Origin of the sequence: Raineyella antarctica (assembly GCF_900092135.1) — a bacterium.
GTDB lineage: Bacteria > Actinomycetota > Actinomycetes > Propionibacteriales > Propionibacteriaceae > Raineyella > Raineyella antarctica.
Genome location: NZ_FMYF01000011.1, coordinates 1 through 13,133 on the forward strand (window position 1 = coordinate 1; position 13,133 = coordinate 13,133).

Annotated in this window: 13 protein-coding genes and 1 pseudogene; 5 read left to right on the forward strand and 9 right to left on the reverse strand. The window is 67.3% G+C overall.

The features are described from left to right. The 6 genes and pseudogenes from GA0111570_RS13945 to GA0111570_RS13965 all read right to left on the reverse strand — a co-directional run. A pseudogene (locus GA0111570_RS13945) lies at positions 1-240 on the reverse strand (hypothetical protein); the annotation flags it as partial. A gap of 718 nt (positions 241-958) precedes the next feature. Next, on the reverse strand, positions 959-1,198 hold the full coding sequence (locus tag GA0111570_RS13950; RefSeq protein ID WP_092612587.1) for a three-helix bundle dimerization domain-containing protein: 240 nt from the start codon (positions 1,196-1,198) through the stop codon (positions 959-961). A gap of 1,269 nt (positions 1,199-2,467) precedes the next feature. Beyond that, on the reverse strand, positions 2,468-3,853 hold the full coding sequence (locus tag GA0111570_RS13955; protein ID WP_175557505.1) for a sensor histidine kinase: 1,386 nt from the start codon (positions 3,851-3,853) through the stop codon (positions 2,468-2,470). Position 3,854: 1 nt separating this feature from the next. Continuing rightward, on the reverse strand, positions 3,855-4,241 hold the full coding sequence (locus GA0111570_RS18140; RefSeq protein ID WP_245703224.1) for a winged helix-turn-helix domain-containing protein: 387 nt from the start codon (positions 4,239-4,241) through the stop codon (positions 3,855-3,857). A gap of 4 nt (positions 4,242-4,245) precedes the next feature. Next, on the reverse strand, positions 4,246-4,533 hold the full coding sequence (locus GA0111570_RS18145) for a response regulator (protein WP_245703225.1): 288 nt from the start codon (positions 4,531-4,533) through the stop codon (positions 4,246-4,248). A 64-nt stretch (positions 4,534-4,597) separates the two neighbouring features. Then, positions 4,598-4,858 carry a hypothetical protein gene (locus GA0111570_RS13965; RefSeq protein ID WP_092612593.1) on the reverse strand — a complete coding sequence of 87 codons (261 nt, stop codon included), beginning with the start codon at positions 4,856-4,858 and terminating at the stop codon, positions 4,598-4,600. A gap of 383 nt (positions 4,859-5,241) precedes the next feature. Here GA0111570_RS13965 and GA0111570_RS13970 point away from each other — a divergent pair, with 383 nt between their 5' ends. The 4 genes from GA0111570_RS13970 to GA0111570_RS18440 all read left to right on the forward strand — a co-directional run bounded on the left by GA0111570_RS13970 (position 5,242) and on the right by GA0111570_RS18440 (position 8,859). Continuing rightward, positions 5,242-5,889, forward strand: a complete 648-nt coding sequence (locus GA0111570_RS13970; protein ID WP_175557506.1) for a phosphatase PAP2 family protein — start codon at positions 5,242-5,244, stop codon at positions 5,887-5,889. Between the two features lie 189 nt (positions 5,890-6,078). Continuing rightward, on the forward strand, positions 6,079-6,927 hold the full coding sequence (locus GA0111570_RS13975) for a phosphatase PAP2 family protein (protein ID WP_092612869.1): 849 nt from the start codon (positions 6,079-6,081) through the stop codon (positions 6,925-6,927). Positions 6,928-7,120: 193 nt separating this feature from the next. After that, positions 7,121-7,765 (forward strand): DedA family protein, encoded by a 645-nt coding sequence (locus GA0111570_RS13980; protein WP_092612599.1) that lies wholly within the window; start codon positions 7,121-7,123, stop codon positions 7,763-7,765. Positions 7,766-8,412: 647 nt separating this feature from the next. Next, positions 8,413-8,859, forward strand: a complete 447-nt coding sequence (locus GA0111570_RS18440; RefSeq protein ID WP_139283261.1) for a tetratricopeptide repeat protein — start codon at positions 8,413-8,415, stop codon at positions 8,857-8,859. Positions 8,860-8,862: 3 nt separating this feature from the next. On the opposite strand, the gene GA0111570_RS13985 is transcribed toward GA0111570_RS18440, so the two are convergent. Beyond that, positions 8,863-10,065: a phosphodiester glycosidase family protein gene (locus GA0111570_RS13985; protein ID WP_092612602.1), complete on the reverse strand. Its 1,203-nt coding sequence runs from the start codon at positions 10,063-10,065 to the stop codon at positions 8,863-8,865. 158 nt (positions 10,066-10,223) lie between these two features. Here GA0111570_RS13985 and GA0111570_RS13990 point away from each other — a divergent pair, with 158 nt between their 5' ends. After that, the gene (locus GA0111570_RS13990) at positions 10,224-11,693 is read left to right on the forward strand and encodes a sensor histidine kinase (protein ID WP_175557507.1); all 1,470 of its coding nucleotides are present in this window, start codon (positions 10,224-10,226) and stop codon (positions 11,691-11,693) included. On the opposite strand, the gene GA0111570_RS13995 is transcribed toward GA0111570_RS13990, so the two are convergent. After that, positions 11,660-12,343, reverse strand: coding sequence for a response regulator transcription factor (locus GA0111570_RS13995; protein WP_092612608.1), 684 nt, complete (start codon positions 12,341-12,343; stop codon positions 11,660-11,662). The two genes, GA0111570_RS13990 and GA0111570_RS13995, sit on opposite strands and share 34 nt — an antisense overlap. A 317-nt stretch (positions 12,344-12,660) precedes the next feature. Then, positions 12,661-12,984 (reverse strand): hypothetical protein, encoded by a 324-nt coding sequence (locus tag GA0111570_RS14000; protein ID WP_092612611.1) that lies wholly within the window; start codon positions 12,982-12,984, stop codon positions 12,661-12,663. Between the last annotated feature and the right edge of the window lie 149 nt (positions 12,985-13,133).

Sequence of the window (13,133 nt, forward strand, 5' to 3'; positions counted from 1 at the left end):
CAACCGCCGAGTCACCGAGTCACGCGGGTCCCCGCGCCGGCCGCAGGCCGGACACAGGTCACCGGGCGCGACGACGTGGCAGACCAGAACGGTGTGGTCGGGAGCAACCTGCTGGCCGACCACGGTCAGGCCGAGCCGGTCGAGGCGGCAGAACTCGTCCAGAGACGGAGCGGACAGGGGTGACGTAAGCTGGGACATACGGGCCTTGGGCTTGGCGATGACGGCGTAGAGAACCTCCATCTTCCAACCCAGGGCCCTTCTTCACGCCCCCGTCCCAGCCCTCACCCGCCCAGAGCCCCTACACCCCCAACTGTGAAGAGCCTGTTTTCGCGGTCCAATGGACCCCTGTCGGACCATGTCGGGAATCGACCGATTCCCGACACCATCGCGAAGGGTGGTGCGGTTCGGGGAAGGGCGGCGTCCGTCCCTACCAAGGCCGAGGACTTTGGGGTTCCGCTTCTGATCTAGCACCACCCAGGCCCGCGGACAGTGTCGTCCGTGGGCCACACCCGCCAGGGCTGGAGACCACAAGGTCCCGGCCCCTCTTTGAATCCCGCGCGTGGGGGCGAGGGGCCAGGGGAGCCGGGCTCTTGTCGTGACGGAGTGCCCGGTTGCCCCGTCACGGCGAGGCCTCCGATCGCCCCAAGGCGCCAAGGATTCCGGGATCCGCCAAGCGGCTCGCTGACGTTGTGGGTGTCATGGCGCCCTCGGCCCGGGCCGCCGTCGCACGGTCACGCTACAACAGCCAGACCAGCTACAACAGCCAGACCAGCTACAACAGCCAGACCAGCTACAACAGCCAGACCAGCTACAACAGCCAGACCAGCTACAACAGACAGCTACAACAGCCAGACCAGCTATGTGCTTTGGTCAGGGGCGCCGCTGCGGCGACTCCCGCCGCCTGGTGTTTGAGTGGAGGCGCTGACTAGCGGTCGGGCAGCGAAAGGTGGCCTGACGGCTACATCCGGGTGCGGTGAGCTACCTGAAGGTCAGCTCCCGGGGGGAGGGCTGCCAGCTGCTCACGGGCCCGACGGGTCACCAGGATCGGCAGGTAGCTGTTGACGGTGGAGCGACCTTCGAGGAGGTTCCAGGTGTCGTTCACCACCGCCGCGATCTGTTTGGTGTCGAGCCTTCCGCGATAGCAGGGAGAGAGCTCGTCGATGATTCCGCTGACAACCCTGTCGCGTTCTGCATCCACAGCTGGTCCTAGTGTCGAGGCACCCGGTCTGTTGTCAGGCCCTGACCAGACCCGGTGCTGAACGGGCGCTTGTTGGAAGGCAGTCTGGCCATCCGGTGACACCGCCAGCCCGGGGACCGCCACAAGAACGAGCCCGTCAGGCATGGGGTGCGTAGGTGTGTCGCCCTCCCGTGGCCGATAGGGCCCGCGGGTCGGGTGTGGATCCCTCCCGGGGGCTGCGAGTCTTCCCCCGGCATGGATCCCTGAGGAGGCGTATGGGGGGGACGTCTCCTCAGGGCCATTCCAGTGTAGTGAGACGCTCGATCAACTTGAGTGTTCGATCAATGTGTTGTTCGACACGCACGGTGGTCAGTAGGCTTCTCCGCGTCTAACGGAAGGGTGAGTCCCACGGGCGTCAACCACGGGTGCCGGCTTCCGGAGGCTCGCCCAGCTCCCCACCTCCTGCTCGACCTTCACGCCCTTGCGGCGGATTGTCTGTCAAACGAACGAGATTAATGGACAGGAGTGCTGTCAGCACGAGCTGGTGCAATGCGACATCCCCGGAGCGCAACCTGGTAACGCTCTCCATGGTCTCCACGCCACGGACGACCGTCTCCGGGGCGGGGGAGGTGCGTCGCAGAGCCATCGGTGTCTGCGCCAGGATCGTGCTGCAGCAGCTGGGGATGGCCTCATGGTCTGGCAAGACTGGGTCCTTGCGGTCCACCACGAACAACACCTTGTACACGCTCGGCAACTTTGGAGCCAGCTGGGGCTTCTCCGCCGGGGGTGAGTGGGGCGGCGCTGCGCTGCGCTGAGGGCCGTCGAACATGCGCCGGCCGCCAAGCATGGCAGGTTCGGGGCCTTCCCCCAGATCGGCGTCCCGCTCGGCATGCTGATCGCGTACGCCCTGGGCTCCATCCTCGGTGCTGCCTTCGCCCCGCTGATCGCCCAGGCCCTCACCGACCGTACGCAAACCGTGATGTCGGTGCCGATCTACATCTTCGTCATCACCCTGATCGCGCTCGTGGCGAGCTTCACGGTGAACGACCGTACGGCAAGCCGATCGACCACACCGCTATGGACATCTCCGGCGCCCGCGAACTGGTCGACTCGATCTCGACGAAGGACTGACGCTCCAGATGATCGCATCCCCCAACGACCACAGCTCATCCGATCCACGGGAGGTAGCCAGTTGTCCGGACCGGACCGGACCGGACAGGTCGGTCGAACCGGTGACGATTCGACCCGCCCCGCGCTCCTGGCCCCACCGCCAAACCGGCGGGCCAGGAGCTACTGGGCGAGGGCGATCGGGAAGCGGACGCACACGCGGGCTCCCCCGTCTGCACGATTGCCGATCTGCAGAGTCGCGGCATGTTCGCGGGCAATGGACTCGACGATCGCCAGCCCAAGACCCGCGCCCGTATCGACCTCTGTGGGATGTTCGCGGGCGAAGCGCTCGGTGGCGTGTGGCAGAAACCCCTCCTCGAATCCTGCTCCGCGGTCACTGACACACAGCAGGACTCCCGCGCCATCATCCCGATCATCGGGCTGGACGAGCACGTCCACGCGACCACCGACAGGGGACGCCTTGACGGCGTTGTCGATGAGGTTGATCGCGAGCTGCACCAGCCGGTCATGTGAGCCGACCATGGGGAAAGGCCCATCGGTGACCTGCAGAGCGATCGCGACATCGTTGTGTGCCCGATCCATGAGATCGACGGCTTCGGCGGCGGTGGCGGCAAGGTCAACGAGCCCCCGATCCGGGCCGGTCGCCGCCGTATCGGCTGTTGCCTGAGCCAACAGCCCATTCACCAGGCGGACCAGGCGCTCAGTGTCCGCGTGCGCAGATCGCAGAGACTGCTGAAGCTCCTCGGGTCGGCGGCCCGCTCGCGCGCCCAACTCCAGTTCGGCGCGCAGCATGGTCAGCGGGGTACGCAGTTCATGGCTGGCGTCGGCGACGAAGCGCCGCTGCTGGCTCAGCGAATGCTGCATCCGCTCGATCAGGTCGTTGAACGTGTGGCCGAGCCGCGCCACTTCGTCGTGACGGCGTCCCACCGGGAGCCTGGCAGCGGAGTCCGGGTCCCCGCTGATCCGCTCGGCCGTCCGCCGCATCCGTTCAATGGGTTTGAGGGTCGCCCCGACAGCCATCCACTCGACCACCGTGGCCAGGACCATCAGCGCGGCGCCGCCGGCGACCAGCTGGAGCACCATGTCATGGAGCGTCGCCAAGGTGGCGCGACGACTCGTACCGGTGATCACCAACGCGGAAGGCCCTCCGCTGGCCTCCATCGACATCGCGAACACCCGAACAGGTTCACCTGACGGCAGGGTGATGTTCACCGACAGCGGTGCCGTACGCGCCTGGGTCAGCTGAGTCGGGGTGAGCAGAGGATCGGTTCCCGCACCCTCCGACGTCTCGACCAGACGGCCCGAGCCGTCAACGACTTGCGCGAGGGTGTCCACCGGTGAGAGTCCGGAGGCCCGGAGGGCTCCGTCCTGGAACCCTGTGCCGGCGCCGTACTGCTGGACCAAGGCGTCCGCGCGTGCTCGCAGCGAGGTGTCCATCGCGACATCAACGGAGTGGGACAGGGAGTTCACGAGCCACAACCCCACCACGGACACGACGATCAGCATGCCCAGTGTGAAGATCAGGATCACCTTCAGCCGCAGACTCATGTCAGCCCGTCGCAGGTCCCGCGAGCCGGTAACCGCGTCCCCGGACCGTTTCCACGTCATGCCTGCCGAAGGGACGGTCGATCTTGCGCCGAAGATAACCTACGTACTGATCGACCACGTTGGAATCACCTTCGTAGGCGAAGTCCCAGACCTTCTCCCGGATGAAGGTGCGCGACAGTACATCTCCAGGGTGACGCATGAACAGTTCCAGCAGTGCGAACTCCTTGGCGGACAGATCGAGTGTGACCCCGTCGCGCTCGGCCCGGTTGGCGGCCGGGTCCAACGTGAGACCTCCCACCGTCAGCACGGTGGGACGAGGGACGCCGCCCCTGCGGGCGAGCGCCCTGACCCTCGCAGTAAGTTCGACGAAGGTGAACGGCTTGACCACGTAGTCATCTGCTCCCTCGTCCAGTCCCGTCGCCCGCTCCGACGGTACCCAAGGCTGTGAGCATGAGAATCGGGGTCCAGACGCCCCGCTGACGGAGCTGCCGGCAGACATCATGGCCACTGATATCGGGAAGCCTGATATCCAGCACGATGACGTCGTACGGCAGAGTCCGACCCCATCGCAGGGCCTCCCGACCGGTGGTGACCACGTCGACGACCCAATGTTCCTCACGCAGCCCCCGGCCCAGGACCTCGGCAGTACGCGGATTGTCCTCCACCACCAGCACGTGCATGCATCAGCCTCCTGGAGCCCCGCGTGGTGGGGCCGCCTCCCGGCTGCCCCACCACGGTGAGCGATTACTCTTGACCGTTGAACTGATGATCCACGTTCGCGCCGTTCGCGTCAGCGTGACCGCCGGGGCCGTCGTTCGCCGATTCGAGAGTAGCCTGTTCGGCAGTCGTGGCCTCGGAACTCTCCGACCCGCCAACGGCGGCCTGCGGGGCGCTGCTACTGGGGACGGGGGAGGATGGGGCCGCGAAGGCCGGAGCCGCGGCCAAGCCACCCAGAACGGGCGTGGCCACCAGGGCTGTGGTGACGAGAAGCTTCTTGATACTCATGCTGACTCCTTCGGTCAATGCACTCAAGCCGACTGACTTGATGCTGCCCACAGTTGCTCGGGCTCGATGTGAACACGATGTGAGATTCGGGCCCGATCTCCTCCCGACCCACCGATGCGGTCCCCCTGGGCATGGTGCAGCGATCGCCGCCCACATCGGGCGGGCACCCTCGCGGGACCGTGCGGTTTCCAGTGCCGTCAACAGATTTCTCAGCGAGCATGAGGATCATGGACAGGTCGTCCGGTGTTGCCGAACGCGATGGCCAAGCCCCGAGAGAAAGATCTGTCTCATCCATGTCAGCTGTTGACTATCCTGTCCCAGCAGTTCCCGCGAGATCCTCGAACGGGGAGGGGATCTTCCGCCGCTCGCCCTCTCCGCGGGCGTTGATCACGCTTGCGGTCATCGCGATGCTCCTCGTCACGGTCGTCGGGTTCCTGTTGAAGTATTTCCCTGTCGACGCGGGCTTGGCAGTGTGGCTCAACGGGTTCCACGTCGGGTTTGTCGGGGCGCTGACCTCGGGGGTCTACCACGTGTTCAGCCCCGGGCCTGCGATCCTCATCACCCTGGTCGTGGCGGGGATCATCTGGTTGGTCCGTAAGGATTTCCGGCCTGCTCTTGCGTTCGCCGGCGTGGTCGCGGTGACTTGGGTGCCCTCCGACATCGTGAAGTTGATCGTGCATCGTCCGCGCCCGGACGTGGCGTTGCAGCCTCACCATTTCGTGCCGGTGCAGGTGGATGCGTCCTATCCGAGTGGTCACATGGTCTTCGTTGTCGTGCTTGTTGTCGCGCTCGTGTTCGTCCTGCGGGACACGCGTTGGCTGGGCCTGAGCGTGGCCCTCGGCACGGTACTCGTTGTGGTCGTGGGGCTGTCCCTGGTGATCGATGCCGTGCATTTCCCGACGGATGTCCTCGCGTCGGTCGTGTGGTCGCTCACTGTGGCCCCGGCGGTACGCGTGATCGGTGTCGACATGATCATGCCGCGGCTGCGGTTCCTGGACCCGAAAGGCGCTAAGCGGGCGATCCAGCCCTGAACCGAACGGCCCTCTCCACGGCCGTGGAGTCTTGGCGTATCGGACACCGTCTGGAGCCCGGCGAGAAGGTCAGGGAATCGCTGTTGCCCGTCGACGTCCCGGGATCGGGGTGGTGCCGAATGTGGGGGTGCCTCCTGCTGTTCGGGTCGGATGAGGATTCAAAGCGCGATCAGGAATGAGGGAGTGAACATGTCGAACCAGGCTGGTGGTCCGCCCGAGGATGTCGGTAAGGGTGTCGCGGGAGAACTGGGGGAGGACCGTCTCGTCGGCGGCCGTGACCTGACACGGTGGAAATCACCCCCGGGACACTGGTTGGCCGGGATCGCGCACCGGATGGGCCTGGTTCTGGGCCCCAGGCAGATCCTGGTCCTGATCCTGGCCATCGGTGTCGCGATCGCCGCGACGATGACGTGGGCCGCCTCCGAGGTCTACGAGGCCGTCGCGGCCGCGAACGGGGTGGCCCTGCTGGACCAGCCTTTGCTGGCGGCCATGATGGGTCTGCGTTCTCCGTGGTTGGACAGCTTCGCCACCGCCTACACCAACCTCGGAGGTGCGGTCGGCATGCCGATCGCGGCGACCGCGATCATGGTGATGCTGGCCATCCGGCGACGCTCCTGGACGCCGGTCATTCTCATCACCGCTGCCGGGGCCGGGTCCTTGCTGATGACGATCGCCGGCAAGCAGCTCATCGGCCGGGCGCGTCCCCCGCTGGTGGACGCCGTACCGCCCTACGAGTACTCTCCTGCCTTTCCCTCCGGGCACTCCCTGAACTCCCTGGTGATCGCTGGCATTGTCGCCTACCTGTTGCTGCTGCGCCAGCGGCGTCGGTGGGCGTGGGTCCTGACCGTCACGGTGGCGGCCCTTTTCGCGTTCACTATCGGCGTCAGCCGGGTCTTCTTGGGTCACCATTGGTTCACCGACGTTCTGGGAGCCTGGTTCCTGGGCGCGGCCTGGCTCGCGATGGTCATCACTGCCCACCGCCTCTACCTCACCGAGACACAACGCAGGATCGCCGGCACGGTGGGGGACGTCCCGTAGGGTTGGCCGGATCTTCAGGGGTCAGCATGGTATGGCCGCGCGAACGGCGTCGCGGCAGTCTCCTGCCGGTGAAGGTGCCGGGTAGTCGGTTTCATGGTCCACAGTGGGTCGGGGCCTCGGGCTTCTTTCAGACTGGCGGGATAGCGTCGAGGGAGTTGTCGGTCTTGTTGTCCCCCTTTTCTTCTGGAAGTCCATGTCGTTGGTCGCGTTCCTGCAGTCGGTCCCCCCGCTCGCCGTCTATCTGGTGATCGGGGCCTTGGTGATGGTCGAGAGCCTGGGTGTGCCGGTGCCCGGTGAGACAGCCCTGATCACCGGAGCGGTGATGAGTACCCAACCGGACCTGCGGGTCTCGTCGCTGTGGGTCTTCGTCGCCGCGTTCAGCGGGGCTGTTGTCGGGGACTCCATCGGCTACGGGGTGGGTCGGCGCTACGGGCATTCTCTGCTGGGCCGCCTGGAGAAGCGTTTCCCCCACCACGTGTCCCGGGACCGTATCGCCTACGCCCAGTACCTCTTCGATCGCTATGGCATGGGTACGGTCTTCCTGGGGCGGTTCATCGCGGTGTTGCGGATCCTGGCCGGCCCCTTGGCGGGCATGATGCGGATGTCCTACCCCCGGTTCCTGCTGGCGAATCCCTCGGGGGCGGCCTGCTGGGCCGGCTTGATCACCTTGGTGATCCACCTGCTGGGGACCGTGGCCGGGAAGTGGTTCTCGGGGGCGGCCTGGGTCTTGTTGGCGGTGGTCCTGGTCATCGGGGCCATCGCCGGCAAGCTGGGGGCCGGGGCGTTCCAGCGCCACGTCGACTCCTACGTCCGTGAGCAGGCAGCGATCGCCGACTGAGCGATCCCCGACTGAGAGGGTGTCAGGTGGCCTGGGTAGGAGGGGGCCCTGACTCGAAGGACGAGAGACTCTGACCCTCAACGACGAGACGTCGAGCCCGCTGGGTGACCAGGGTGGACCTGTCTGTCAGGACGTCTGCGTGGCTCACACCGGGCCCGACCCGAAACGGCTGTACAGGTCGGGAACCGATGGGGTTCGAGGCCGACATGGAAGTCGGAGCCGAGTTCCACGCGGATGCGGTGCCCGGCCCGGAATGCGGCCGGTCGTCGTCCCATCAACTTACCCACTGGAGGGTGGCGAGGCTGTCGAGGACTTCCCTCAGTGGAGGAAGCGCAGGTCCTGCAGGTTCTGTGGTGGGACGAGGGTGAGCATGCCGGAGAGGACTTCTGGGGAGACGAAGGAGCTTGCTGTCCGGCTCGTGGTGGATCATCTGGGCGAGTATGCGAATCTGACCGCTGCGTGTCGGGCGGTGGGGGCCAGGCTGGGGGGAATGTGTGGCTCCTGCGCCGGTGGGTCCGCCAGGCCCAGGCACGTGCCGGGGGCGCTGAGGGGGTCTCGACGGGTGGGTCAGGGCAGGTTCGACACGCGCAGGCCAGGGGCCGGGGACGCTTCGACCAGAGTGTGGGCCGTTTGGGGTTCACTCCGACGTGTCCCTGGACCGGTACCTGCGGGCCCTTCCCTTCTTTCGGCGCGTCGGTGACCGGTTCGGTGAAGCGGTGACCCTTTACGACATCGCCCTGATCCACCGACGTATGGGGCGCCTCGAGGAGGCTGTTGGCGAGTTGGAGCAGGCCATCGAACTCGACCGCCTGACCCGCCACTCGGGCCTCGACTCCTCTATCAGAATGCTTCAGGACATACGCCAGCAACGCCGCGGGTGGGCGCTGTCGCTCTTTGTTGCGGGCTTGGTGGATGCCGGCCCCCTTGCCGCCGGCCGTGGCCGCCCTCAGACACCAGGTGTGGGCCGCTTCTCGTCGAGTCCGCACGGGTCGCCTCCCGCATCAACCCGACGAGGGCCCCATCTCGTGGACGCGATCGTCCCTTTAACCAGAGGGGACCGCTGCGCCTCACCACTTCGGTGTGAGTTCGGCTAGCGATCAGGCGTGCCGCGGCATCACGGCGACGAAGTCGCGGCTGGAGGGCTGCAGGTAGCGGTCGGCCGCGGCGGTCTCGTCGCTGGTCAGTTTCTTGGCCGTGGTGGCGTTGGCGTTGTGGGTGTAGGTGATGTAGCTGGTCCAGTCCTTGTTGATGTCGAGTTGCATCGCCTCGACCGCCCCGGCGTCGTGGAGGATGTGGGCCAGCGCGCCGACGGTGAGGGAGGGACCGATCACGGCGACGGTCGAGCCGTCGGCGCGGGTGCCGACGCCGCTGCGCCACACCGCGGCGGCGCTGCCGACCGTCTTGCCCCAGATTCTGGGGCTCGGGTTGGCGACGGCGGGAGTCACCTTGCCCTTGTCGACGAGCAGGGTGAGGTTCTGGCGTACCGCGGCCACGCCGGCGCCGGGCTGGCCGCCAGGCCAGCTCTCCACCTTCAGTGTGCCGTTGGTGCCCAGCACCATCGAGGCCCCGCTCGCCCGCAGGGGGGCGACGGCATGCCCGTCCTGCCAGTAGCCACCTTGGGCGTCGACCATCTTGAAGCCGCTGTTGAACGAGGCCAGGACGCTCGAGGCGGCGCTGCCGCTGAGCTGGCTCGACTCGTGCGGGACCGGGCCCGGTTCCTTCGTCCCGGGATGCAGCACGAACGAGTTCAGCCGGGGGTCCATCCAGACCACGTGGACGACGTAGGAGGTGTGCACCTTGTCGGGGCGCAGCGAGGTGACCAGCGCCGCGGTGTGGCCCTGGTAGGAGTACAGCGGCCGCCACTGGCCCTCGCCCGGCAGGGCCGGGCCGGCCTGCGAGCGGATCGTGGCGGGTCGGACGCTCTCGGTGCGTACCGCACCGGTCGGGCCGGTCTGGATGGCGCCGCGGGCGGGCGCCCCGCCCGACTTGGGCGGGTTCAGCTTGTACTGCCACTGTTCCAGAACGGTGATGAGGCCGCTCATGCCGTGGTCGCGGGCCCATTCGGCGACGCGGGCGGCGGTGGTGTCGGTGCCCGGAGCGGTGAGCGCCTGGCCCAGCGAGACACCGTTCCACAGGAGAAGGGTGGCGAGTACGAGGGCGGGGATCGCCAGCCAGCGGCGGCGACGCCGGGGGCGGCGGCCTTGTGGGAAGTTCTTGTGGTGCCCGGTGCCCACCCCCGACCGGGCAGCGCCATCCCGGCGCCGGCGGTCCGGCAGTTCGTTGGTGGCAAAGTCTGTCATGGGAGTTCCTTCCGGTGTCGCCGCTCGAGGTGAAGCTCCGGCCACCCACTCGGTCAGCGATTCCCTTCCACTTTCCCCGCCGGCTGTGAGAAGCCGATGAGGACGTCCCACCCCGCCCGCCCCCACCTCTAGGCTGGGGCGGGAACCAGGAGGTGATGATGAGCCGGATCCTGCTCGCGGTTGGCATGCGGGCCAAGCTGGCGGTCGCGACCATGGCGATCGTCGGTCTGGCGTTGGTGATGGGGACCGGCATCGTCAGCCTGGCGCTCTACTCTGCGCTGACGTCGTCACTGAAGACCCAGGCCACTGCCCAACTCCAGGCCATCGTCGATCTGGTCGGCCGGGAAGGGCTCGAGGGCCTCAACGGGGAGACCGGCGCCGAGGTCGGCGCCGTCGTCCAGCTGATCGATGCGCAGGGTCGCCTCCTCTATGGTTCGCGTCCCGGCGCCCCACTGACCACCCTCCACCCGGCCGTCGGGCAGGTCCTGGTAGAGGGCATCACCCCCCTACCGACCCTCAAGGACATCCCCGGCCCGGTCACCGCCGCCACCGGGGTCCTCATCGACGATCACCCCGTCACCGCCGTCGTGGCCCTGCCGCAGGTCTCCCAGCGTGAGGCCGTCACCACCGTCCTCAAGCTGTTGTTGCTGGGCACACCGGTCATCGTCCTTGCCTCGGGGATCATCGCCTGGTGGCTGATCAGTCGTTCGCTGCGACCCGTGGAGGGGATCCGTAGGACGGTGGAGTCGATCTCGTCGCGACATCTCGGCGCGCGTGTCCCGGTGTCGGGGACCGATGACGAGATCGGGCGCCTGGCCCTGACCATGAACGAGATGCTCGATCGGCTCGAGCGGGGCCGCCGGCAGCAGAACCAGTTCGTCGCCGATGCCAGCCACGAACTGCGCTCACCCCTGGCCAGCCTGCACACCGCCCTCGACATGGGTGCCGGCGACCCGAGCGGGCAGCGGTGGCGCAGTCTGGCGCCGGTGATGGCCACCGAGACGCATCGGATGGAACGCCTCGTCGACGACCTGCTCACCCTGGCCCGCGGTGACGCCGGGACGGTGCCCGCAACCCGGTGGCGCGACGTCGACCTGGACGACCTGGTGGTCGAGGAGGCCCGCCGCCCCCGATCTCCCGGCCGGGTCGAGGTGACCTTCGACGTACGCCCCGCACGGGTCCGCGGGGACCGGCTGCAGCTCGTCCGGGTGCTGCGCAACCTTGCGGACAACGCCGTGCGGGCGGCCACCTCACGCGTGGTGCTCTCGGTCGCCCCCGAGGGGACCCAGGCGGTGGTGCGTGTCGAAGACGACGGGCCCGGCATCCCCGCCGACCAGCGCGAGCGGGTGTTCGAGCGGTTCGTACGCCTGGACGAGGCCCGCACCCGCGACGGCGGTGGCAGTGGTCTGGGCCTGGCCATCGTCCGCGAACTCGTCGCCCTGCACGGGGGCAGCGTGGCCGTGGACCGCTCCGGGCTGGGCGGCGCCCGGTTCACCATCCGACTCCCGCTCCACAGGCAGGCCCCGCCAGAAGAAGACTCAATCGGCCAGACCGTGCCCGCCGCTCCTGACCGGCCGGGTCAGGACGTGCTGGATCAGGACACCGGAGGGCTGTCGACCAGCCGGTAGCCGACGCCGCGCACCGTCTCGATCGAGTGTCGCCCGAAGGGCTCGTCGACCTTGCGGCGTAGGTAGCCGACGTAGACTTGGATGATGTTGGTGTCCCCGGCGAACGCCGGGTCCCACACGCCGTCAAGGATCTGGGACTTGGTGACGACCTGGCCGCGCTGGCGCATCAGGTACTCCAGCAGCATGAACTCCTTGGCGGTCAGTTCGATCTCCACCTCCCCGCGCCACACCCGGTGGCTGGCCGGGTCCAGCGACAGGTCGCCAACGCTGAGTACGGTCGGACGTTCCGGTGCGCCGCGGCGGATCAGCGCCCGGAGCCGGGCGACGAGGACCACGAAGTCGAACGGCTTGGTCAGGTAGTCGTCGGCGCCCAGGTCGAAGGCGTCTACCTGGTCGTACGGCCCGTCCTTGGCGGTCAGCATCAGGACCGGGGTCCACACCCGGCGCCCCCGCATGCCCTTCACGATGTCGTAGCCGTTCAGGGCGGGCAGCATGATGTCGATCACCGCGACGTCGTACGACCCTTCCAGGGCCATCCACAGCCCGTCGCGACCGTTCGACGCCACGTCGACGATGAACCCTTCGCTCCGCAAGCCGTCGGAGACCAGCTTCGACAGGGACGGATCGTCCTCGACCATCAGCACACGCATGTCTCCATTGTGTCGCCTCCACCGAGTGGCGAAGATCCGCCCCTCGCTACGGCCCCGGACGCCGTTGACTGCTTCCACGGAGTTCCTGCAGTTCCACCGGTACAGGGCAGGCCGAGCCGCTCATTCAGACGGGCCATGCCCGCAGAAACGTCTGTCGAAGGAACGTGATGGATCGACAGACGTCGGCTGTCTATCAAACGAACGTGACTGTTGGACTGTCCGAGTCGTCCTCGAGTAGCTCGTTGATGGTCTTAGCTTGCTTAGTCGTCATGTTGCGCCGGCTCGTCTTCTTGGCCGTTGACGAACCGAAGGGTGGCTCACCCACACAGAGGGCGAGCAAGGGGCCAACTTGTCGGAACCGACCTACACATCAGGTCGTACCCGCCACGAAACATGAGGTCGTACGCCGACACCAGTACAAGTGGCAGGTTTCGAAGGCTTTCGATGGCGTCGATAGGGCCGGCGGCGGTGGTGTACCAGTGGCGGGCCTGGGCAAGGTCGGGAGGATCCAGTACATCCGCGAGCAGGACACCCGGGTTGTACATGGCGTCGGTATCGCCGGCTTCGGCCGCGGCGGTGTACGCCGCTCTCTCCTCCGCCAGCGACACCGCGCCCCCCGAAGAAGCCTCAACCTCGGTCATCGGTTCCTCCCACTGGCCGGCGGCGCGCCCTCGGACACGGCCTGGTCGCCACGGGCCTCACCCCGGTCACGGTCGCCGGCGCACCGACTGACGTCGACTGGAGGCCACCGACCGCCAAGCTGTTGACACCACATCAGAGATCACGGCTC